Source organism: Candidatus Kapaibacterium sp., assembly GCA_023957315.1.
In the GTDB taxonomy this organism is placed as follows: Bacteria; Bacteroidota; Ignavibacteria; order Kapaibacteriales; family UBA2268; genus PGYU01.
The window spans coordinates 21096-45056 of sequence record JAMLHE010000017.1 but is presented as its reverse complement, the minus strand read 5'-3'; the positions used below and the strand labels follow the sequence as shown (position 1 = coordinate 45056).

The window sequence follows — 23961 nt, the reverse complement described above, 5'->3', positions numbered from 1 at the left end:
GTTTTTATTGAATAATATTCCAATTTATGGTGTAATTCTGTAAATCATTCTTGGGAAAGGAATTACCTCGCGAATGTGTGCCGCTCCGGTAATCCATTTAACTGTGCGCTCTACTCCGAGTCCGAATCCGCTGTGGGGGACACTTCCGTAGCGACGCAAATCCAAATACCATTTGAATTCCTCTTCGGGCAATTCTTCATGTTTAATGCGTTGTAACAGCAAATCGAAATCGTCTTCTCTTTGGCTGCCACCGATTAATTCGCCCGCTTTTTCAGGTCCTAACATATCCATTGCAAGAACGACTTTTGGGTTGATTGGGTCGCGTTTCATGTAAAAGGCTTTAATTTCAGTCGGGTAGCGATGAATTATCAACGGTTTGTCGAATTGTTCCATGATTGCTTCCTCTTGTGGCGAGCCAAAATCTTCGCCCCATGGGAATGGAAGTATTTCGACATCTTTGCCGTCAATTTTTTTGTTCAGAGGAATTTTGTTTTCTACCAACCAATCAACTGCATCCGAATAGCTCATTCTATGGAATGGGCGACGAACTTTTTCGAGTTTTGTAATGTCGCGTTCCAATGTTTGAAGTTCCTTTTGGCAGGTTTTCAAGCAATATTGGACAATGTATTCGACCAAATCTTCAGCCAAATCCATATCATCGTTCAAGTCGAAAAATGCCATTTCGGGTTCGACCATCCAAAATTCAGTCAAATGTTTACGCGTTTTGGAACGTTCGGCACGGAAAGCAGGTCCGAAAGTATAAACTTTGCCCAAAGCGAGTGCTGTTGCTTCGGCGTAAAGTTGACCCGATTGTGACAAGTATGCTTTCCCCAAATCAAAATATTCGGTTTCGAATAATGTGGAAGTGCCTTCACAAGCATTTGGAGTCAAAATCGGCGAATCCATTAGTTTGAATCCGTTACCGTCGAAAAAGTCACGAATTGCTTTCATCACAGCCGCTCTGACGCGCATAATCGCATGTTGGCGCGATGAACGCAACCACAAATGGCGATGCTCTATCAAAAACGAATCCCCGTGCTCCTTGGGAGTTATTGGGTATTCTTGAGCTAATTGAATAATCTGCAAATTTGTGACATCTATTTCAAAGCCGCCCGGGGCTTTTTCGTTGCTTACTACTTTGCCTGTCAAACTAATTGATGACTCTTGGGTCAGGCTTTTGGCATTTTCGAAAGCTTCTTCGCTGACATTAGTCTTGAAAACGACGCATTGGATTACTCCGGTGCCGTCGCGAAGCATTATGAATTGTAATTTCCCTTTTCCGGTAAGATTGTAAACCCAGCCACGCAAAGTGACTTCTTCGCCTACGTACTTGTGGATGTCTTCGATATAATGAAAACTTTTGTAACTCGACAACATAATTATCCCATTTTTATAAACATTGTATTTACAAAAATACGAATATCACGGCAAAATAATCTTTTGAATGATAAAAGTTATTATCTTCCGCCTGCAACGGACAATCTGAGGTCGAATCCAATTTGCGTAGAATGGAATCCGGGTTGTGCCGCACCTTCGGTAAATGTGCCTTCGTATCGTACAAAGAATGAGGCTGTAAGCCTTTGGCTCAATGAGTAACGAGCACGTGGTTCGATGATGATTTGAGTGTTGCCGTCAAGAGTTTGTCCGCCGGCTTCATCACCAACGTATGTATCGGCAGGGCTTGTGATGTTGTAAAGGGCGCGTCCGTTAGTTTTATATGTGAAAAGGAACGAAAGCTCGAAATCATTTTGCAGTGAAATACCAAGGAATGCAAACTCGAATCCTTTCATAGTGTAGCTTGCTTGAGCAGTAATGTCATTAGTAGTTTGAGATGTAACTGTGGAGCGGGCTGCCGAATTTATCATAAAGGATTTGGTGCTTGACCAACGCAAAGTAGCAGTCAATGTTCCATCAAAAAGATTTTCGTCAAATGTTGAATTTATACCAATAAGTGGTTGGAATGCATACTGAACAGTCTGCGTGGTAACTGCACGCCCGTTGTCGGTCAAATTCGCCATTTCATTGAATGAAGAAGTATATTGGTGGTCTAATGTCATTTTCTTAACGTAATCTTTCCATAGCCAGAAATTTTCTAATCCTTCCCATCTGATTAACCAATTGACTGCCGGCAAGAATTTTGCAGTACTGCCTCCGGATATTGAGAACATTTCCAATCCGTTGTAAAATGCATCGTTCAAAGCCCTTTGGTACAGCTGATTCCTTTCAACTTCGCCAATTTCGCCATTAACAAATCTATTTTCAACAATTGCGGTTTGAGCTTCATATAATCTGATTACATTGTCAATTGTATTATTGAATGGATTGAATCCAAATAAAGTAGGGAATGTAAGGAATGACCTGTTGAATGATTCCGTACCGATAATATTTGTAAACGTCGGATTGCCAAATTCATCTGTTACAACAGTTTGGTTACGATTGAAGCCGACTTCTGATTTCCAAGATAATTCCATTGTTGCCCCTTTCCAAAGTGGGCGAGAGGTTTTGATATTCAGCGATGTTGTTTGTCTGTAATTATCTTGCAAACGAGCATTTGCAGGTCTTAGCCCCGGATAAGATTGGAAACCAAAGAATGGGAATTGGTCTGAGCTTACAAGGTCATAGCCACCGTGAGGATGACCGACAAGCCCCATTTGATATGCCCAACTTGGACCATGAATATTTTGGCTTTCGCGGAATGTCAGTCCGTTTACCCAGAAATTGTGCATTCCCGTTCCACCAAATACGCCGGGCGTAAGATTTGAATTTTGTTGAGTGAAAACAAAGTCAACCTTATCCCAATCAAAAAATATTAGTTTGAATATTGCCACAGGTGCAAATAGTTTACCCGATGATGCTTTTTTCGTTGTTGTGTCCAATTGTGGCTGGAATTGTCTTATTCCAGTCGGTTTAGCAGCTTCCACACCGAACCATCCATCGCCCAAAGATTTCAATTTCAATCCCATATTGAATCGTATCGAATTTGTCCATCCGGCATTTTTAACAATATCTCTGATTTCCGGTTTCGTTTGCAATGGGTCTGACCAATTGTACGTAGTCGTAAAACTTCCGGTCATATCAATAAATTCGTTTAACGAAATTATATTGGGTAACATCGGGCGTAAATTTATTGCTACAGTTTGTGTATGTAAGTTATTTGTTCCGAAATTGATTAATTGTCCATTATTAAAAAACATTGCCGAGCCGATTTGAGCACCTGTACGTTGCTGACCGAATTCGTCAAATTCCATATTTACTAAAGTGCTGTTTGTTGACATATTATAATCAATTACAGGGCTTAAGAAACCGCTTTCTGATAATTTCCAATTTAAATTGACTACTCGCATCGCAGAAAAATCGCGCAAAATAGGGCTCGGGAAATCGAGGAATCGTGATTGCTCTGTTTGGCGCCTTCTGTTGAAAGTCACATTTGTGTTGATAGTTGTTGGCAGAGGGTTGATTTTTGCACCGCTATACACACCGAAAAATGGCATTCCTTCAAAAAATGTAAATGGCTTGAAACTCAGGAAGTCAGGAATACTTGTTCCCCACTGAACTCCCAATCGCCATTGCCAATTGAATCGTTCCGAATAAATCGGATTACGTTCAAACTCTTGCGAATAAGCGTATGTAACGGTTGTTTTATTAATTGTTTCTCTAATCGTCCAATGATTTATCGGCAGTCCGAATTTGAATCCTGTAAGTGCCCAACTGTCCATCACTCTCAATGATTGTGAACGGTTGATAACTCGGTCTCTGGCTTGAGCCGCTTCAGAGGGAGTTCCACCGGCTTCAATTACCTGATTATATGCTGCAGTTGCTGCTTCATTCAAAAATATATCGTCATTTGCCACAAATTGGGGCGTCTCCATTATTTCAGCATGTGTATATGTAACGGGAATTTTCATATTGCTGAAACTTTTTGGGGCGAATTTATCCAAGTTCCCTGTCATCGTCACAGACCAATTTGTAGAATTACTCCTGTTTCCGAAGCGTTCTTCGAGTTGGTGGAAATTCGGTTTGCTATGCTGGAAATTACCACTAACAGTCCCCAAATCTGCAAGTACTAAATTGAAAGAACCAATCCCTGCCCAATCCGCTGATTCTTCCGGCGAAATCAGTCTCAATTCATTTGCCCACATTGTTGTGGTCAATTCATTCGGGAAACGCTCAGCCGGATTGATTATACCCAAACCGAAGAATTGCACACGTGTCAATATCGGATTTCCCTTTATGGCAAATACTGCATTCGGGTCTCCCGGCACAGGCATTTCAAATCTTTCGTATCTATTGAGCGAATCGCGAAGCTGTTTGATTGCAGTTAGTTGGAGCAAATCAATTTCAATATCTTGCCAACCTCTCATAAGTGGGCGTTTGTACTCGTAATAGTTGGATGAGTCTATACCGAAACGTAGGAAGGCATAGGCTTTGGGTACTGCTCCCGGGATAATATTATCCGGCATAGAACCATCGCCATGAATGAAAAATTTCATCTTTTTATAGTAAAATAAGTCTAATTGACGGAAAATACGTGTTGTCATTCTCTCGTCGCCATAGCGAAGGTTTTTCACACCTATTGCAATTGATTGCTCGTTCAGCCTGATGTCCCGAGTTGGGTCAGGGTTGTTTAATTGGCGTGGTGCGGCAACTCCCGGAGGCATCGTGTAATAATCCGGTGGACCTGAATTTTCCCAAAGATTGACAAATGATACCGATAATACGCTATCGTTAGGGTTGACGTTTGGTTGCAAGTTACTAACTCTTTGCCATTGCGAACCTACAAGCTTCCAATCATCAATCGAAGCATCTAAATAACCGCCTTGGAAGCGAACTCTAACGTATTGAATGTTTGAAAACAGGGGATTGCCCACTCTGTCTATTGGCTTACGAATAGGAATTCTGTACAAAAACCACCCAGTTTCGGGGTTACCACCGACGATTTGAGGGTTGTTTGCGGCATCAACGGCTGATTGCGAAAGATTGACTTCATAAGTGAAATAGCTATTGTCGAGCGATATTTCCTGTCCGTTGTTTTTGTTCAAAATTTCTGTATCGGGAAATTGCCCCAATTCCGACACTCTTGAATTCCCTTCAAAGTTATTATATTTAATGAAATCTTGCCAGGTGCGTTCGTCATCATTTTTGGTGAAATTGAAAGCATAATCGTCGCGTGCAGGGTCTTCCTCTTCACTCAATGGGAAAGGATATGTTACTTTTTCCTGAGCATTACTTAAACCGTCAATCCCGACATCTTCGCCTTCGTCAATGATTCCGTTTGGTAATGGATTTGCGGCTGTTATGCCGTCTTCCGTATCCAATACACGGTTCGGGATTATATCCTCGCTGATTTGCCCAAAATCAATATACATCTTAGTCTGACCGGGTTCGTAAGCATTTACACGCATCATTATTTCTACATACTCGATATTTTCTGTATCGAAATTTGTATTGAATGATGAGAGCAATCTCATCATTCCCGACCACACTTTGGGTTTAACTTCAGGGCGAGTACTCCAAACATCAGTTGGGTCGAAATACGGGTTGATTTCATCTACGAATAATGGGTTCATGTTATAAATACCACGTTTGCTCGGGTCGAACAAAATGTGCATCGGATTGCGATAGTTTCTACCTTGCTGGTATGATGTATTATTAGGATAAATATCGCGAATCGGTACACGCGCTATAAAAAATTGATACCAAAACATATTTGCTTTATAAGTCACTGCTACTGTATCACTGTCCCAGAACATTGTGTTCACGGGTGGTGAAGAATGTTGCCATTGCGTAGAATTCAATCCCAAGGGAATTGTACGTTGAGCTCCCTCGAAGTCGTCAATAAATACCACCGGCTCGTTATTATCCGATGCAATTTCCGAGCGTCTTTTATTCGGTGTTGGCAATATCATTGCCCATTCACCACGCATATTAAATGATGACGGTGCTTTTGTATCGTAAAAAGGCAAATAATCTAATAATCTTGTGATGAACTCTGTTTCCCAATTCAAATTACCATCGAACCCGAATATCGAGTTCGAAATTGGTTCCTCGCCAAGCCTGACGCGGTCAATGAGTGCAGATTGGTCGTAGTGCATGAATGTGAAGCCCAAATTTGCATTAGCATATCGTGAGCGATGCAACAAATAATCACCTCTGATACCGGCTAACGTTCGCGTCGAGATATTGAATATATCTCGCTGCTCGTATTCCACCTTCAGATTTGCGTTCGGTAATGATGCTCGCGGGTTTCGCAATGTCAGCGTACCGGCAAAATAATCAATAATATAATCCTGATTTTCAATCAATTCCTGACCGTCAAGCAGCACTCTAACGCTACCGCGTGCAAGGTTGAATGCACCTAACTGAATCCTATTTGTAGCACGTCCTGAAACTTCACCCGAAATGATAAATCTGTCTCGAGCAGTGTTGAGCCTTGCTACATCGTAAGTTGTATCATAAGGTTCGCTGAAAATGTATTCCCTTGCAAGGTCGGGATTACCAATGTCTTCACGCGAAAAATATTTGACCAAAGCTGAATCGAAAGGACGAGAATTCGGGAATGTGATTAAGCCTTCATTTGGGTCAAAGAATGGCGGTCTCAAATCGAATATACCGTCGGGCTGCGGTGCTCCGGTGCTATTATTTACTTGGTCAACACCGAAAATTGTAACTAATTTATCCGGTGCACCTTCCAGCACATCGGTTGAGTCGTTGGTTTTTCGGAGGTACCAAATATTGATATTAGTTTCGTTAACGTTGACGTTTCGCGCATTGATGTCGAAAATATTCTTCATCTGACGTTTCCACAAAGTTGAGAAACCGGGTTGCATATTTGGGCGATAAATCAATTTCAAAATCAATGTATCTTTTACGTCTGCATATGCGGACAAATTACCATAATAACGGTCGTCTTTGGGGTCGCTTGTTGGTCCTTCAGTACGATACGACACGGCGTAGTATCTGTCAGGGCGTAAATTTCGGATAGAAACTGTTCCCAAATTATAGTCAACCCGATATTTAGATGAGTCCAATCTTATGAAATTGCCTCTTTCTACCTCGCCTGCTTTAATTTCTAAAGTTTTAAATGAATCAGGATATTTTTCATTCTGTGCACCCAAAACAGGCTGCAAATTGGCAATTGCTATAGATGTTCCTGCCATCGAGACGCCTTCTCTGATGTCATTTGTTGATTCCCAAACTTCGATTTCCTTGATTCTCAAACTGTCGCCTTCGACAGGAATTACAGGTGTCGAATTCTCGAAATATTTATCGTATATTTTTTGGTATGCCGTATCTACGAAAAAGTGATTCTTGGCAAAGTCATAGGCGCGGAGTTGGAAATATTGCTTACTTGTGCCTCCCCGAACGTCAACAAATTTTCTTTCGCCTCTTTTTTGGGAGAACAAAGTCTTGATGTAAAGTGGACCAAATTGCATATCAAGTCTGGCGCCGAAAAGTGTTTCACCACCACGAATCAAAGTTGTGGGCAATGGCAAATTAACGTTGCCAAGCTCTACAAGTTTGATTATATCGTCATCTTCGCCTTCAAAGCCGATTTTGAATTTATTGTCGAAATCGAATGTACGACGAGTGTTCCAATTCGTATTCAATTTCAATTTATCACCGATTCGAGCATTGACATCAATTCTAATGTCTTGATGGAATATCGGCGAAAACTGGGTTTGACCGAATTGCGAAACAGTTCCCAAATTTTGCGAATCCCACCTTACGCCGAGCCTGATATTTACTTCGCCGTTTACATTGATGCTGATTTCGGGCTTGCCGAATATATTCGTCAATGGATTTGGCGGAATTGGTATGGTCAAACCTGTTGATTGGCTGATTAATCTTGCCAAATCGCCTTTGGACAGCGCCATTTTGAGGTCATATCTTGTGAGTAAGGAATCCCATATTTGCCCTCTTAGTTGATTTTGGCGAAGTGTGAGATAATCATCTAATTGCACAACGAAAGGATAACTGATTTCGTCGTTGTCTATTGATTCTGTTGTTCTGACTTGCGATGCCGTACTATCCAATTTGTTGGTGGATTTCAATCCCGTAGGTTGATTATAAGGCGAGCCGAAACTACTTTCGTATAGTGATTGTCTGTTTGATTCGTATCTTTGCAAAAATTGAGGTCGCCGGAAGTGCCCGTCGTCGGTATCGCTGAAAAATATTCTGTTTGCGGTATCTAATGGTGTGATTACGGGATTTTCGTCAACTTGAAGATCGGTATTATCAGGAATTTGAAGCGTTTCATCGGGTTCGGGGACCTGATTCAAATCATCAGGTGCATCATCTTGTGTATTTACAGTGTCAGCATCGGATTCTTCTAATGTTGGTTCGGGTTCTTGCTCGATTGGTTCAGGTGTTTCATCAGGTAAGGGCGGCTCTTGCTGAGTAGTGTCTATCTCAATCTCTTGGTCGGTGTTCGTCAAGTTTTGTGCAAAGTTGAAGTTGTTTTCCTGCAATTGAATAATCGAGGGAAACAACAAAGTACTCGACCAAAGGTTTTGGAACATGAAGAACTGCATAAACGATTGAGTGTAGAAATAGGGGACATTCAACGACATCAACACATTCGGTGATGCTTTTGACGGCACAACCGAAATCGTAAGTAATGAAACAATTAAAGCTATTTTAATGAATCCGCTACGCAAAGCAACCATATCTCTTTAGTTTATAAATTTGTGTACTATTTGCAATTCGGCTTATCCCAATCAAAAATGGAATATGCCGTTTAACCATTGATTTTATCATCACAAAATATACAAATTGTAGCGAATTACTTATATCACCTCAGATAATTTCATATATAGTAAACTTCACAAAAATATATTCACAAATCATGCCATTTTCAGCAGCAGATATTTCGTTATGATAAGACTTTTTAATCGGTATAAAGTTACAAAAATTTACATTATTTTTTTTTCCCTAATCCGCTATTTATAAATTCTACATACATACATCTGTTTTGGATGAATTCGATTCCGTTATCCAAAGCTAATTTTTTGCCTTCTTCAGATTCAATTCCTTGTTGAAGCCAAATCAATTTGATGTCGCCCTTCTTCTTATGTCGCTCGACAGCTTCTTTGACCACTTCGAAAGCTTGCTCGGAAGGTCTGAAAACATTAAGTATCTCGATTTCGTCCGGCACTTCATCCAAACTTGGGTATGCTTTAAGTTTGAGAATTTTGTCAACTGTCGGGTTTATCGGAATCACATTGTAACCTTGATTGTACATAAAAACAGGTACTGTATGGGCAGCCTTAACTGTATTTTTGGACATTCCATAAACAGCGATTGTTTCGTAGCTTTCAAATATTTCTCTAAACGTCATTCAAAACCTCAAAATTGAGTTAATATGTTATGATTGAAACGTTATTCGGTCAATTTTCTTGTACTTTTTGTAACTTTTACTTTGACATATTCGTATTGTTTAAAAATCTGGTTATTGGCATAAAAATTGCTTTTTATGATATTATATCTTGGGGGTTCAATGGAACAGTTGTATCTGAAAATGGCTTTAGTCCTATTGGCAGCTTTAGGATTGTTTTTCTTGATGACGGATTCAATCAAAATGTTTGGTTCCGGCAAACTAAAAACAGTTAAACTAAAAAGCGGCAATGACACAAATGCGAGAAAATGAAAAGAAATGTTACATACAAATCATTTTCCTTTTGCTTAGTGCTCTTAGTGCTTCTAAGTTCATGTAGTTCGCATGTTCGATTCGCATCCAATAAGCAAGCTACTCCGTCCGCCAAAAAAAATACATCTAACACAGTTTCAAAATCCGGCTCACAAGCGTCTTTTGGTCAACTCAATTTCCCTAAGGGGAATGATGAAAATGATATGGGTGATTTAATTGTCAGCGAAGCCGTTAGTTGGCTTGGTACTCCTTACAGATATGGTGGCGACGACCGTTCCGGCATTGATTGCTCGGGGCTTGTAGCTCAAGTTTACGGGGCTCTCGGCATCAGTGTTCCTCGCACAAGCCGCACACAATATGAAAATTCCGAAAGAGTGAAAACAGACAATCTTCAGCAAGGAGATTTGATTTTCTTCAGTAATGGTGCTATCGTAAATCATGTCGGCATCTACATCGGCAACGGCGAAATGATTCACGCATCATCGAGTCGCGGCGTTATCAAACAAGCCGTTTCTGACGAATATTACACTCGCCGTTTTGCAGGCGTTGGTCGAGTAATCAAATAATCATACCTAAATATCGTTTCAACTCTCATATTTTTTTATATAATCATCAAATTATTATGAATGAAGCTTTTGTGCATTTAGAAATACATGACAAAGTGGGCTTGATTACTTTTTTTCATCCTAAGAGCAATTCACTCCCGGGCGAATTGTTAAATAAATTAGCTCAAACGATTACTCAGGCATCTCAAGATACGAACATCAATGTTATAGTTTTGCGTAGCGAAGGCGATAAAGCCTTTTGTGCCGGTGCATCTTTTGACGAATTAATTGCAATTGAAAATTTTGAACAAGGCAAGGAATTTTTCAGCGGATTTGCTAAGGTAATCAATGCTATGCGTAATTCCGACAAATTTGTTATCACACGTGTTCAAGCCAAGGCTGTTGGCGGTGGTGTCGGGCTTGTAGCTGCATCAGACTATGCTTTGGCAATGCAAGGAGCAGCGATTAAACTTTCCGAATTCGACTTGGGAATTGGACCTTTTGTGGTGGGACCTGCTGTCGAACGCAAAATCGGTACTACTGCATTTTCGCAAATATCAATTGATACGCAATGGTACAACGAAACTTGGGCTTTGAGCAAGGGGCTTTATGCTAATGTTTATTATTCTATCGAAGATTTGAATAATGCTGTGACCGAGCTCGCAGGGAGACTTTCCCACATGAGCCCTAATGCCACAAAAGAATTAAAAGGCATCTTCCGCCAAGGAACTGAAAATTGGGATACATTACTTTTCGAAAGAGCCGAAATAAGTGGCAGACTCGTTTTGTCGGATTTTACTAAAGATTTCATCAATAAATTCAAATCGGGCAAAAGATAATTGAAACTCGTTATTGATACTTCGGTTCTCATTGCCGCTATGATTGGCAATCCGCTTGCTCTCAAAATCATCGATTTTGTATGCAAGGAGCATTCAGCTACTTGGCATATTTCAAAATCAATTTACAATGAGTACAAACTGATTATCAACCGTGATAAATTTTCATTTTCAGACGAACAGAAGCTTTTTTGGCGAGATTTGATAAAAAGCAATGCAATTTTGGAAGTCCCGGAAAGTGATTTCCATTTTTCGGGAGATATTTCCGATAGCAAGTTTATACAATTAGCAGTTTCTACCAAAGCTGAGTATTTGCTTACATATGACAAGTTACTATTGGGCGCCGATTACAAAATTGAAACTTCAATCGTCGAACCGGAAGTTTTTGTTTCAAATTTACTTTGATTGGCATTTGAATCGCAATTTGAAAGTATTTTATTTTTGAATTTACATAATTATATAACATGATAAACGGAAAAAAAATAGCGGTTGTGCTTCCTGCATACAATGCAGAGTTGACTCTCGAACGCACACACGCGGAAATTCCTTTCGATATTGTGGACGAAATTATACTCGTTGACGACCATAGCCCCGATAAAACCTACGAGTTAGCGAACAAACTTGGCATAAAGTATGTGATAAGGCACGAGGAGAATAAGGGTTACGGCGGAAATCAGAAAACATGCTATAATAAAGCACTTGAGATAGGCGCCGATATTGTAATAATGTTACATCCTGATTACCAATATACTCCGAAACTAATCCAATCTATGGCATATTTGATAGCAAATGGCGTTTATCCCGTTGTCTTGGGTTCTCGGATACTTGGAAAAGGTGCTATCAAAGGTGGAATGCCGAAATATAAATATATTTCAAACAGATTTCTGACTTTAGCCCAAAATATACTCATCAGTCAGAAATTATCGGAATACCATTCAGGATATAGAGCCTTTTCGGCAGATGTCTTGAAATCAATCAACTACATGGCAAATTCTGACGATTTCATTTTCGATAACCAAATGCTATCGCAAATTTTTTACCAAGGGTATGATATTGCCGAAATTACTTGCCCGACTTTGTATTTCGAGGAAGCATCTTCGATTAATTTTTCTCGCAGTATGAAATACGGACTTGGTGTGTTGGGCGTGTCATTCTTGCATTTGTTCAACAAACTTGGGCTTGTAGAATCAGAAATTTACAAAAAAAATAGTCGTACTTAGATTCATTTTTGGGTGAATAAATGTTTGTAAAGGTCATGTCCGTATTTGGAGAATAGCTCGAAATATCCCGTAAACCATTGCATCAAATCAACTCCTGCTTCCACCGAAGCATTGTAATCATCGATAGTTTCGATTCCGCCTGTACGGATAACGATGAATTCTTTATGCATATCGCGACTATTTCTGATTTTGACTGCTTCAGAAGCTAATTTTAGTGAATCTTCTCTCAATGGTTTCCCGGAAATTCCGCCTCCAAAATGAGTCATGAAATACCTGAAATTGTCTTCTTCTTTATGGTCGATTTGAATGAGTTTATCCATGTAATTGACAGACGTATTTCCAAAATTCACACCACCAAATCCCATATCAATCAGTAAATTTACAAGTGTCGGGATTTGCGCTAATTCTGTATCTGTCGAAAATTTGACTACAATGGGAATGCTTTTGCTTGAATTCTTTATATACTTATCACTAATGTATTCGAGCCGAGAAATGAGAGCTTTATCAAGCAAATTTGTGCTTCCGTTGTGTTCCTCGGTATTCGGGCAACTTTCGTTGAGTTCTGCGAATGTAACGCCTGCTTTTTCGTAAAGCATAAATCCGTTTACAATCCCCGCCATTGCAATATCAAAATCTACTCCGGGAGATTCGCTGAGACTAACGCCGATAGGGCAGCCGTCTTTCTTGTGAATTCGGCTTATCCGCTCGGCAACAGTTTCGTGACTGTCATTCGGCAAACCCATCCAATTCATAGCTGCCTCTGAACGAGGATACGGCATAAAAGGATGTAAAATTCCATTTTTACGATTTCCAGCTCGAGGAGTTGCTGTTGTGGTTCCTGCTAAAAATGCTCCGGCACCTTGCATGTAACTAATATCATACCCAATGCCATTTTTGAACATTCCGGCAGCATTCATCAACCTGTTACCAAATTCGACTCCCCAAATGGTTACGCTGTTTCCGGAGTTGATATATCGAGGTGTGGATAATTGTTCTTTGCTCAAAGCATTGACAAATTCTCTTCTGCCGCGTGAGTATAATTCGATGGCGAGGCGTGGTGAAAAATAAAAAGACAGAAGTCTCACGACTCTGTCAAATTTTGCTATTGTTTCTAAAAATGTCATGTCTTTCCGCAATAATTAAGATTCAAATATAAGTATAGTTTCTTATAAATGATACTTTCGCGGTAAAAAAGCAAATTATTAAACTTTGATGTCCAAAAAACCTTTTGCAATTTGATTTTGTGCTATTTGTTGAACTTGTATAATGGGTTGGGCTGACATCAACAACTGCATTAACTGCTTCTGAATGCTCAAATCGCCTATGCCGACAGCTTCACGTAGCACTTCCCTTTGCAATTCATTCTGCACTGCCATAGGTTGATATTCCTGAACTGTAGCCGCACTACGTTCAATATTTGCATTATTTGGTTCAATTGTCATAAATCACCTCAAAATTTTCCTAAATATAATCAAAAAAAATTATACCACAAATTATTTTTGCAAAATAAATGATGATTCTGTACAAAAAACTGAATTAAAAGGCGGAATACCCAAAAAAGCTGGCATTTTCAATGCAGGTAAACCAAATTTTGCCTTAAATACGGGACGTAAAATATAATAATCCTCACGAAAAATATTCAAATTTGCTTGTCGGGCAGCTTTTTTGAATTTGTCGGGAGTCAGTCTAATATCCCGCAAACGCATAACTTCCTCGATGTCTTGTGGTCTGCCGGATTGAATCATAAATTCAAAAAAACCTTTAGAAAAATAATGAATGTACGGCAATTTTGTCAAAGCGTTACCTGCTAAGGTGTGTTGGTGACCGCCAAAAGGGGAATAATAAGAAGGAAAAGTCACATACAGGAATCCGCCGGGTTTCATAATTTTTCGTATATTTGCCAAAGCCGTATATGCCGAATCAAGATGCTCGATTACATCGCGGAGTATTACCAAATCGTAGCGATTTTGCCATTCTGTGTGGGGCTCTTCACCGATTATATCGTGAGAAGAATATGTCACGTCAAGTCCCGCAATTCTCGTAATTAGTTCGCCTGTTTGGATTCTTTCCAATGCAATATCCGTCCCGATTGCTTCTGATGCACCGGCTTCTGCTAAAGCATGGAGCACGCCACCTTCTGCAGAACCAATTTCGGCAACTTTATCACCGGCTTTGAAAATCCCTTGCTCGATTAAAAGCGGTACAATTGTACTTTTGCCCAAATCATACATATAACCCCAGTAATATTTATCATTGTCCGATAAATTACTGCTCATGACGGCTTCTCTTATGTCTTTTATATTAATCATTTACAATATTTAAGTTTAACTTCGTAAATTACGTTTTAAAATAACTATAATTGCCATGCCAAGGAAATGAAAGTCGCATATTTATCTACTTTTTACCCGTTTCGGGGTGGTATTGCCCAATTCAATCAAAATTTGATTTCCGAATTTGCAATTCATCACGATACTCGTGCTTACACTTTTACTACGCAATATCCCGATTTCCTTTTCCCGGGCAAAAGCCAATTTGTAGAAAATTCGGACGATAAACCGACAATAGTTGCGGATAGAATTTTGAGTACAGTCAATCCGCTGTCTTATTTTACCGCTGCTTCAAAAATCAACAAATTCGCTCCCGATATTTTATTGACAAAATTTTGGATTCCATTCTTGGCGCCGTCTTTGGGCACTACTGCGAGATTTATCGGCAAATCTACCACGAAAATTGCTATTCTCGACAATGTAATTCCTCACGAAAGACGAATTGGCGATATGGCTCTGATTAAGTATTTCCTTTCCGGTTTCGATGCATTTGTTACAATGAGCGAATCTGTCAAAAATGATTTGTTGAGTTTTCGTCCAAATGCCGATTTTGTGCTTACTCCGCATCCTTTGTATGACCATTTCGGTGAAAAGCTCTCCAAATCTGAGGCAAGATTAAAATTGGGAATTCATGACGATAAAAAAGTTCTTCTCTTTTTCGGTTTTATTCGCAAGTATAAAGGCTTGGATTTGCTGATTGAAGCTATGAGCAAACTTAGCGAGGAATATCATTTAATCATTGCCGGCGAACCTTACGAATCATACACTGAATATGCTGAAATTATAAATAGGCATAATTTGGGAAATCGAGTGACTGAAATGATTCGATTCATCAGCGATGATGATGTGCGCTTGCTATTTTCCGCGGCAGATGTTTGCGTTCTGCCATATCGTTCGGCAACACAAAGCGGAATCGTCGGGATTTCCTATCATTTTGATTTGCCTTTAATCGCTACAAATGTGGGCGGTCTTTCCGAAATGATTGAACCCTACCAAACCGGAATTATGACCGAAGAAGTATCTGCTGATGGAATTGCAAATGCTTTGAAAGATTATTTCAGCCGTAATTTGGAAGCGATGACAATGAATATCGCCAAATACAAAGCAGAAGCAAAATGGAATACTTTGACTCAAAAAATCATCGAATTGTATAATCAATCGAAAAGTAAACGTCATTAATATATTAAGTATAAAATTGGAAATAAATTGGCTGAGAAAATAAAACTACTATTTGTTGGAGATGTTGTTGGTATCGTCGGGCTTGAATTTCTTAAAAAAGAACTGAAAGGGCTGATTGAATCTTACGGTGCTAACTTTGTTGTCGTCAATGGCGAAAATATCGAAAACGGCAAAGGGCTGAACGAAGTCCAAGCCGAAGAGATTTTCGCTCTCGGCGTGGATGTCATTACCACCGGCAATCACATTTGGGACAATTGGAAATCGCGACCTTTGATGGCAAAAAACGACCGCGTAATAAGACCATATAATTATCCTCCGGGCAACGTTGGCAAGGGTTTCAAAGTAGTTGAGAAAGCTCCCGGATTGGAAGTTGCTGTTGTCCAATTACAAGGTCGAACCTACATGCAGGCTATAGATTGTCCTTTCCGTGCAGCAGATAATTTAGTTAAAATGTTAAGCGAAAGAACGCCGATAATAATTGTTGATTTCCATGCCGATGCCACTGCAGAAAAGGTGGCAATGGGTTGGCATTTAGACGGAAGAGCTTCTGCAGTTATCGGCACACATACTCATATTCCTACAGCCGATGCTTCGATATTAATGAATGGCACTGCTTATATTTCTGATGTCGGAATGACCGGTCCTTACGATTCTGTAGTTGGGATGAGAAAAGATATTGCTCTAAAGCGTTTATTATTGCAGACTGCTCATAAATACGAGCAAGCTATCGGTGATTTGAAGCTTTGTGCCGTATATGTTGAAATTGATTCCGAAACAGGGCAAGCAATGAAAATCGAACAAATCATATTACCAAAATTTGTAAATTCTATGTATGACCAAGTAAACGAAAACGAAAATGAAAAGATATAATGTTGCTATTGTTGGAGCCGGTGGTTTAGTCGGCAGAGCCATGTTGAAAGTGCTCGAAGAACAAAATTTTCCCGTTGCACGCCTCGGGCTATTTGCAAGTAGCCGTTCTGCCGGAACAGAGCTATCTTTCAGAGGAGAAAGCTACAAAATTGAAGAGCTAATGCCGGAAGTGTTTGAAGATTTTGACATTGCGCTTTTTTCAGCAGGTGGCTCGGTATCTAAGGAGTTTGCTCCTATAGCTGTCGAAAAGGGCTGCATTGTTATTGACAATAGTAGCGCTTGGCGAATGGACCCTGAAGTTCCACTAATTGTGCCTGAAGTCAATCCACATCATCTCCAAAGTCACAAAGGCATCATTGCCAATCCAAATTGTTCTACTATTCAACTTGTCGTTGCTCTAAAGCCTCTTTCGGATAATTTCGGTCTGAAACGTGTTGTATGCTCGACCTACCAATCTATTTCCGGCGCCGGAAATAAAGGTGTCGAGAAGTTAAGAAATGAAATATCCGGTACAGGGACTGACGCTCAACCAATTGCATTTAATTTGCTGTTTCATCAGTTTGAACCATCAGGATTCACGGTAGAAGAATCAAAGATGATAAACGAAACCCGTAAAATTTTCGGGAATGAATCTTTGTCGCTTGCATTTACTTGTGTCCGTGTCCCAACATTAGGTGGGCATTGCGAATCTGTAAACGTAGAGCTTGAAAGTAGCTATGAAATCGAAGAAATTAAGCGCCTTTATGCCAATACTGTCGGAGTTGTTCTGATGGATGATACAAGTCGCGATTCATATCCGACACCTCAAATCACCCAAGACACTGACCCCGTTTATATCGGTAGAATTCGTCGCGATGATTCAGCCGAAAATGCTTTATATTTATGGGTAGCAGCAGATAATTTACGCAAAGGTGCCGCTACAAACGCAGTTCAAATAGCACAACTATTGATTAAGGAAAACTAATCTGAGTTGTGCTCAGTTTGGTCTCGCGGGAACGACACTTTTTCATCACTGCCGAATTTCTCGCTGTATAGAACATGTTCAATAGGATTGAAACTGCCTTCCAATTCATTTATAATGGATTTGTTCCAAAGAGGTATTCCATCGAAATATGCAGCTCGACCGATTAAATGCGCACCGATTGGTGCCGTCAGGAGCAAGAATATAATTATAATAATTGCACGCGTTAGAATCCCGACTTCTTCAAAATACAATGCCGTACCAAATAATATGCTCCCTACACCTAAAGTTGTTGCTTTGGTGGTTGCGGACATTCGCATATAAATATCGGGCATTTTGATTAAACCGATTGATGAGATAAAGATGAAAATCGAACCTATCAATATCAATATTGCACTTACAACATCAATTATTTCAGTCATGTTTTTGACCTCCTCTCCAAATAATACGCAAAAGCAGTTGTACCCAAAAAAGCTAACATAGCAATAATAATCCCTACATCAATCACAGTTGTGGAATTAGAAATAATTGCATATACTGCTACAAATCCGATTGCTGTTGTTGCTATCAAGTCGAGTGCTACGACTCTATCTTCCAAACTTGGACCTACAGCAACTCTATACAGCATAATCAGCATCGAAACAATAATTAAAGGTATAGATATAAATATGGCAATTTCTACGTAACTCATCTCAATATCTCCAATAATTTTCGTTCTAAACCCGATTTTAATCCCTCTTTATATTTTTGAGGGTCGTCCATATACATTGCGTGTACATAAAGAACTTTCTTGTCGTCAGATGTATCAATGCTTAATGAGCCGGGTGTCATAGTAATTAAATTAGCAAATAAAGTGATTTCCAAATCTGTTTGTGCATCTAATGGTACTGCAATTATTCCCGGTCTCATTCTGTCCTTGATTGTCAAAATATCAACAGCAACTTTGAAATTAGCTACTATCAATTCTTTGAGGAAATATAATATGAATAAGAAGATTTTTGGTAGCCTTGAAAAATATCTTGTTTTGACGATTGCATTTTTGGAAATAAACAAAATCACATAGCCAATAATTATACCTTGGATGAAATTTGTAAAGTGCAAATCACCGGTCAGCAAAGCCCACAATATCCCAAGCACAAGATTTAGAAGTAGTAGTCCCATTATTATCTGACTCCCAATACTGCATTAATATAATGTTGTGGATTTGCAAGCTGTTCGCCTGTTAGCACCGCAAAATCAAATGCCGAACCGGCAAACAGACTGAGCAGTAAAATCACTACGGTCATAAAAATCGACGGCGAATAAAGCATATATTTACGATTAATTGGAATTTTGTAAAATTCTCTTTCCACTTCGCTTTCTTGTTTCTCATCTTGCCAAAAGGCGAAATTCCAAATCTTTGTCATCGAATACAATGTTAGCAACCCGACAAATAATGATACTCCAACGATAAGGTATTGCTCAATTCTGAATCCCGCCAGAGCCACCGTATATTTAGCCCAGAATCCGGCAAAGGGCGGTATTCCTGACAAAGTAAATGCCGAGATTAAAAACAAGAGACTCACGGACGGATATTTTTTGAATAGCCCTCCTAAAGTATCTAAATTATATGTTCCTTTAATTCGCTCCACTATACCGCTTATAAAAAATAAATTTGTCTTTGTGATAATATGATAAACTATATAGAAAATTCCTGCTGCAAAGGAAAATGCTGTCATCAAGCCCAGCGCCATTACCATATAACCCACTTGGCTCACGATATGAAACGATAATATTCGCCTGAAATCATTTTGTGCAGCTGCTCCAAGCACCCCTGTTACCATTGTAAACCCTGCGATTATCAAAATCACAGTTCCGATAAATTCATTATTAATATCAAATATCAAAGTGAATACTCTATACATTGTATATACGCCCACTTTTGTAAGCAATCCGGCAAATAATGCCGAAACTGCAACCGGTGGAGTATGATATGATGCCGGCAACCACGAAAACAAAGGAAACACGGCTGACTTGATTCCGAAAGAAACCAAAAACATCATTGCCACTACAGTCACTAACCCTTCATTTTCTACTAACTGAACCTTTACAGCCAAATCAGCCATATTCAAAGTGCCCGTCAAACCATACAAAATGCCTACCGCAGAAAGAAATATCATTGATGACACTAAGTTCAGTGTTACGTATTTTACAGCACCTTCCAATTGCTCTTGCTTGCCACCGAGAGCCAACAAAACGAATGATGAAATGAGCATCACTTCGAACCAAACGTAGAGATTGAACATGTCGCCCGTCAAGAAAGCACCGTTTACGCCCATTAATAAAATTTGAAGCAATGGATAGTAAAAATGCTGCTCGTTTTTTGTGTCAACTGTCACTATCGAATAAAATGCTACCGCAAAGCCCATCAGCCCGGACATTAGAATCATTATAGCCGAAAAATTATCGGCTACGAGTACAATTCCATATGGCACTTTCCACCCACCAACAGCAACGACCTGAATTCCGTTGACATAAATCGTGGAAAACAAAATTATTGCAACGATGAAACTCGTACTTCCTGCCACTACATTCAATATTCGCTGGAATTGTAAATTTTTCCATGCGAATAACATCAATATGGCAAAAGCCAATGGCAATAATATTGGCAACAAAACTAACAGTTCAATGTCGAATGTAGTCATTAGGCTATCCTGTCGGTTGATTTCAAACTATTAATATCATCGCTGCCAATCATTTGATATGCTTTTTTGAACAAAACAATTGCAAATGCTTGGACACCAAAACCTATTACGATTGCCGTTAATATCAATGCTTGTGGTATTGGTTCTGCATATGGCTCAACTGCCGTTTGATTGCCTTCCAATATGAATGCCGGAGCACCTTTGGTCAAACGCCCAATATTGAAAATCAGCAAATTGGCAGCATGACCCAAAAACATCAAGCCGAAAATCACTTTCACCAAACTTCGGCGCAGCAATAAGTAAAATCCTGCTGTAAATAAAATGCCTGTCACAATAGCTAAAAGTAGCGTCATGGTTTGACCTCCTCCGATATCGTGAATAATATTTTGAGTGTAATCCCAATCACGACAATATAAACTCCCAAATCAAAAAGTAGTGGGCTGCCCAATTTACCGAAAAGCGGAAAATTCAAATCGCTCCATTTGGCAGTCATGAAAGTATCATAACTGAAAAAGGCAATCATTCCGGAAAACAATGCAAACGTTAGACCTGTCGCAATCAAATATACCGGCTCAACTCGCAATAATTTCTTAGCTTCTTCCACTCCGAATGCGATTGAATACAATGCGTAAGCAGCTGATGCTACTAATCCGCCGACAAAGCCACCACCGGGAGAATTATGCCCTCGGAAGAGCAAAAAGAATGAAAATAGCAACAGCATCGGCAATAAATATCGCGTAGCTGTCTGTAAAATTATAGATTTCATTCGGAGCCTCCGTCATCTTTTTTCAATTTCAACAATGCAAAGACTCCTAATGCTGCCAAAGAAAGAACAACAATTTCGCCAAAAGTATCCAATGCTCTGTAATCAACAAGGATTACATTCACAATATTACGTCCTTTGCCTAATATGTATGAAGTCTGCCCATAATAATCTTTAAATTCAGTTGGCATTTCATTAGCTGTTACCATTAATATTAGTATTGTCATGGTTAAGCCGACTGCCGAAGCGAGGAAAAAGTCCTGCATTCTGTGGCTGAATTTTGAATAATCCAAAAACTTAGGGAGTTTGTAAATCACAAGTACAAATAATATCACTGTAAGTGTTTCAATCGAATATTGTGTCATAGCCAAATCCGGAGCTCCATAAATCGAAAAAACCACAGCAACGAAAATCCCAACCACTCCTAATGCTGCTACGGCTTGTAATCTTCCTGATGATTTGATAACCAAAACCGCAGAAATCGAAATAATTACTGCAATAATGATTTCATATATAGTAACAGGGTGATACAAGCTGATAACACTCAAATCACTAAATGTAAATAATGAGTAGGAGGTTAGAACCAATAGTGTAAGCAATATCAATGTTATATAATTTCGTAAATATCCATTTTGGAGTACTTTTGTTGTAAATCTTGCCGATGCAATCAAAATTGACATTGACGTATCATATGCTTTGGATGGCAAGAGGTATCCGGGGAGATTGATTTTTCTGATGAAATTGAATAGCTTTCTCCTAAATATTAATATCACGATACCCAAAGCCAATGTGCCCAAACTCAGAAATAGAACTAAATTGAAGCCATGCCACAAAGATAAATACATTGACGAACTGTCTGCAAGCGGTAAATTGTAGTAAATGTCAGAAACCGCTTTCGTTACATTGCCGGAAACAATCATCGGGAGCAAACCTATAAGTAATCCGAGAAACGCAGTAATGGCATAGCCGGAATACATTGTAAATGAAGCTTCGTGTGGTTGGGAATTGGGGTATTTTGCTTGACCGAAAAATGGGAATATTCCACTCATTCCGGCAGCTACTACACCGAATAATGCCGTTAAGAAAACTGCACCAAATGTTGCATACTCAAAAAGACTGTGTTCCAATGCTGCTCCATAAAGCAATTCTTTGCCTATGAAACCGAATAAAGGTATTACTCCAGCCATCGATAGTGCTGCTAATGTCGCTGCTACTGCCGTTATTGGCATGAATTTTCGCAAACCTCCGATTTCATCAATGTTTCTGGTTCCTGTACCATGGTCAATTGCTCCTGCCACCAAAAATAATGTACCTTTGTAAAGTGCATGAGCAATCAAATATACAAGCATTGCCTGCATTGCCAACGGCGTCCCGATGCCAATCAGCAATGTCAGAGTTCCCAACACACTAAGAGTAGTATATGCTAAAATCCGTTTCAAATCACTTTGTTTCAATGCCATATATGCCGCAAAAAGCATGGTAATGCCACCAAAAATCGTTAATGTTGTTTCCCATTCGATTGCTCCCTGGAAAGCGGGATTAATCCGGGCCATCAAGTATATGCCCGCTTTGACCATAGTCGCAGAATGTAAGTATGCACTAACGGGAGTCGGGGCTTCCATTGCATTTGGCAACCAAAAATGGAATGGCATCTGTGCCGATTTTGTAAATGCACCACCGAGTACAAGGAACATTGCAGGTAGAAATAGGGTGGAAGATTGGATAATTCCCGGCATAGCGTTAATTTCAGAGAAATTCATCTTGCCGGTTATTACATATAATAATAATATCCCGGCTAATAGAGCTAATGCTCCACTTCCGGTAACAAGCAATGCCTGCCATGCCGAATAACGGGATTTTTCCTCTCGATGTTTGAACCCGATAAGCAAGAACGAGCTTATGGAAGTTAATTCCCAGAATATGAACATGATGACCATATTGTCGGAAGTTACTATTCCAAGCATCGAAGCCATGAAAATCGAAATGTAAATGTAGAATCTGTCTAAATAGGGATGCTCGGCAAGGTAATAAGATGAATAGAAGAAAACAGCTGTCCCAATACCCGTGATAATCAGTGCGAAAATCAAAGCATAGGAATCCATAACAAAATTTAAGTTCACACCCAAAGCCGGGAAAAAATCAATTGATTCGCTATATCCCAAATTATCGGTTATCCCGAAATTAAAAAGATAATACAAAAACAAACTCAAAGGCACCAATGATATGATTATACTCGCCGGTTTTCTGCCGAGTTTAAACAAAAATGGAACCAAACAAGCCACTATTATGCCCGACAATACGGAAAAAAATAACATCAAACCTCATTTTTTCGAATTATAAAGATATTGTAACGATTAAAATCTAAAATTAGCTTGAATGTTGAAACCAATTTAGACTAAACAAAACAAGGCTTCTCAAAAAAATGAGAAGCCTCGAAATATTTTTATCAGGTAAATGATTACTTGTTTTCTTCTTTCTGTGGTTGCTCAGGTTGAGCTTCTTTAGGTTGCTCAGGCAATGGCAAAGCCGGTTGAACAGGGGTGCTTGGAACAGTCTGAGGAACAGCAACACCTTCGGTAACAGGTCTAGTCATTTCATCTGCCGAACCAACGAAAAATTTGTTGGTCATGAGAGCTAAAACAAAAATTGAAGCTGCTAATCCGACAGTAATTTTCGAAAGCAAGTCCAAGGTACGACGCGAACCCAACATAGAAGAAAAAGTTCCGCCCAGACCACCCATTCCGGTAATCATATCGCCTTTGCCGGGTTGCAATAACACCACTAAAATAAGCAACACCGAAAGTATAATCATTACGATAGCTAATACTGTAAACATAGTTTTACCCTAATTTTCAAATATAGAACTACAAATATAACACAATAGTTTTAAATCACAAAAATGATTTTTATCAAACTTATATAAATTATAT

The 23961-nt window shown here is 39.4% G+C and carries 22 protein-coding genes; 8 read left to right on the top strand and 14 right to left on the bottom strand.

Annotated features, from left to right (window positions below):
- Window positions 1–24 precede the first annotated feature (24 nt).
- From asnS to M9949_13515, 3 genes are all read right to left on the bottom strand, one after another.
- A complete protein-coding gene (gene asnS, locus M9949_13525; protein ID MCO5252422.1) occupies window positions 25–1377 on the bottom strand; it encodes an asparagine--tRNA ligase in 1353 nt (450 codons plus the stop codon).
- A gap of 80 nt (window positions 1378–1457) precedes the next feature.
- Window positions 1458–8666 (bottom strand): cell surface protein SprA, encoded by a 7209-nt coding sequence (gene sprA / locus M9949_13520; protein ID MCO5252421.1) that lies wholly within the window; start codon window positions 8664–8666, stop codon window positions 1458–1460.
- 251 nt (window positions 8667–8917) lie between these two features.
- On the bottom strand, window positions 8918–9337 hold the full coding sequence (locus tag M9949_13515; GenBank protein MCO5252420.1) for a CoA-binding protein: 420 nt from the start codon (window positions 9335–9337) through the stop codon (window positions 8918–8920).
- 159 nt (window positions 9338–9496) lie between these two features.
- On the opposite strand from M9949_13515, the gene M9949_13510 reads away from it, so the two are divergent.
- Genes M9949_13510 through M9949_13490 form a run of 5 tightly spaced genes read left to right on the top strand, consistent with a single transcriptional unit; the run spans window position 9497 to window position 12247 of the window.
- Complete coding sequence (locus tag M9949_13510) at window positions 9497–9646, top strand: hypothetical protein (protein ID MCO5252419.1); 150 nt, start codon at window positions 9497–9499, stop codon at window positions 9644–9646.
- Window positions 9643–10212, top strand: a complete 570-nt coding sequence (locus M9949_13505; GenBank protein MCO5252418.1) for a C40 family peptidase — start codon at window positions 9643–9645, stop codon at window positions 10210–10212. The genes M9949_13510 and M9949_13505 overlap by 4 nt, the downstream gene beginning before the upstream one ends.
- Before the next feature lie 56 nt (window positions 10213–10268).
- Window positions 10269–11030 carry an enoyl-CoA hydratase/isomerase family protein gene (locus M9949_13500; GenBank protein ID MCO5252417.1) on the top strand — a complete coding sequence of 254 codons (762 nt, stop codon included), beginning with the start codon at window positions 10269–10271 and terminating at the stop codon, window positions 11028–11030.
- Window positions 11031–11432, top strand: a complete 402-nt coding sequence (locus M9949_13495; GenBank protein MCO5252416.1) for a putative toxin-antitoxin system toxin component, PIN family — start codon at window positions 11031–11033, stop codon at window positions 11430–11432.
- A 59-nt stretch (window positions 11433–11491) separates the two neighbouring features.
- Window positions 11492–12247 carry a glycosyltransferase family 2 protein gene (locus M9949_13490; protein ID MCO5252415.1) on the top strand — a complete coding sequence of 252 codons (756 nt, stop codon included), beginning with the start codon at window positions 11492–11494 and terminating at the stop codon, window positions 12245–12247.
- Between the two features lie 2 nt (window positions 12248–12249).
- Here the strand turns inward: M9949_13490 and M9949_13485 are convergent, their stop codons facing one another.
- From M9949_13485 to M9949_13475, 3 genes are all read right to left on the bottom strand, one after another.
- The gene (locus tag M9949_13485) at window positions 12250–13371 is read right to left on the bottom strand and encodes a hypothetical protein (protein MCO5252414.1); all 1122 of its coding nucleotides are present in this window, start codon (window positions 13369–13371) and stop codon (window positions 12250–12252) included.
- A 78-nt stretch (window positions 13372–13449) separates the two neighbouring features.
- Entirely contained in the window at window positions 13450–13689 is a 240-nt protein-coding gene (locus tag M9949_13480) for a hypothetical protein (GenBank protein MCO5252413.1), read from the bottom strand.
- A 51-nt stretch (window positions 13690–13740) separates the two neighbouring features.
- The gene (locus M9949_13475; protein ID MCO5252412.1) at window positions 13741–14523 is read right to left on the bottom strand and encodes a class I SAM-dependent methyltransferase; all 783 of its coding nucleotides are present in this window, start codon (window positions 14521–14523) and stop codon (window positions 13741–13743) included.
- Window positions 14524–14622: 99 nt separating this feature from the next.
- Here M9949_13475 and M9949_13470 point away from each other — a divergent pair, with 99 nt between their 5' ends.
- From M9949_13470 to M9949_13460, 3 genes are read left to right on the top strand one after another with little or no spacing between them, the layout of a single operon-like run.
- Window positions 14623–15753: a glycosyltransferase gene (locus tag M9949_13470; protein MCO5252411.1), complete on the top strand. Its 1131-nt coding sequence runs from the start codon at window positions 14623–14625 to the stop codon at window positions 15751–15753.
- A 27-nt stretch (window positions 15754–15780) separates the two neighbouring features.
- The gene (locus M9949_13465; protein MCO5252410.1) at window positions 15781–16623 is read left to right on the top strand and encodes a TIGR00282 family metallophosphoesterase; all 843 of its coding nucleotides are present in this window, start codon (window positions 15781–15783) and stop codon (window positions 16621–16623) included.
- Entirely contained in the window at window positions 16610–17587 is a 978-nt protein-coding gene (locus M9949_13460; GenBank protein MCO5252409.1) for an aspartate-semialdehyde dehydrogenase, read from the top strand. The genes M9949_13465 and M9949_13460 overlap by 14 nt, the downstream gene beginning before the upstream one ends.
- Here M9949_13460 and mnhG read toward each other — a convergent pair.
- The 8 genes from mnhG to secG all read right to left on the bottom strand — a co-directional run bounded on the left by mnhG (window position 17584) and on the right by secG (window position 23867).
- Window positions 17584–18006, bottom strand: a complete 423-nt coding sequence (mnhG, locus tag M9949_13455; GenBank protein MCO5252408.1) for a monovalent cation/H(+) antiporter subunit G — start codon at window positions 18004–18006, stop codon at window positions 17584–17586. The two genes, M9949_13460 and mnhG, sit on opposite strands and share 4 nt — an antisense overlap.
- Entirely contained in the window at window positions 18003–18275 is a 273-nt protein-coding gene (locus M9949_13450; GenBank protein MCO5252407.1) for a monovalent cation/H+ antiporter complex subunit F, read from the bottom strand. Before M9949_13450 ends, mnhG begins: the two co-directional genes overlap by 4 nt.
- Window positions 18272–18745: a Na+/H+ antiporter subunit E gene (locus M9949_13445; protein ID MCO5252406.1), complete on the bottom strand. Its 474-nt coding sequence runs from the start codon at window positions 18743–18745 to the stop codon at window positions 18272–18274. Before M9949_13445 ends, M9949_13450 begins: the two co-directional genes overlap by 4 nt.
- 2 nt (window positions 18746–18747) lie before the next feature.
- The gene (locus M9949_13440) at window positions 18748–20268 is read right to left on the bottom strand and encodes a Na+/H+ antiporter subunit D (protein MCO5252405.1); all 1521 of its coding nucleotides are present in this window, start codon (window positions 20266–20268) and stop codon (window positions 18748–18750) included.
- A complete protein-coding gene (locus tag M9949_13435; protein MCO5252404.1) occupies window positions 20268–20621 on the bottom strand; it encodes a Na+/H+ antiporter subunit C in 354 nt (117 codons plus the stop codon). The genes M9949_13440 and M9949_13435 overlap by 1 nt, the downstream gene beginning before the upstream one ends.
- Window positions 20618–21034 carry a Na+/H+ antiporter subunit B gene (locus M9949_13430; GenBank protein ID MCO5252403.1) on the bottom strand — a complete coding sequence of 139 codons (417 nt, stop codon included), beginning with the start codon at window positions 21032–21034 and terminating at the stop codon, window positions 20618–20620. The genes M9949_13435 and M9949_13430 overlap by 4 nt, the downstream gene beginning before the upstream one ends.
- Window positions 21031–23346 carry a DUF4040 domain-containing protein gene (locus M9949_13425; GenBank protein MCO5252402.1) on the bottom strand — a complete coding sequence of 772 codons (2316 nt, stop codon included), beginning with the start codon at window positions 23344–23346 and terminating at the stop codon, window positions 21031–21033. The genes M9949_13430 and M9949_13425 overlap by 4 nt, the downstream gene beginning before the upstream one ends.
- A 143-nt stretch (window positions 23347–23489) precedes the next feature.
- Complete coding sequence (secG, locus tag M9949_13420) at window positions 23490–23867, bottom strand: preprotein translocase subunit SecG (GenBank protein MCO5252401.1); 378 nt, start codon at window positions 23865–23867, stop codon at window positions 23490–23492.
- Window positions 23868–23961 lie beyond the last annotated feature (94 nt).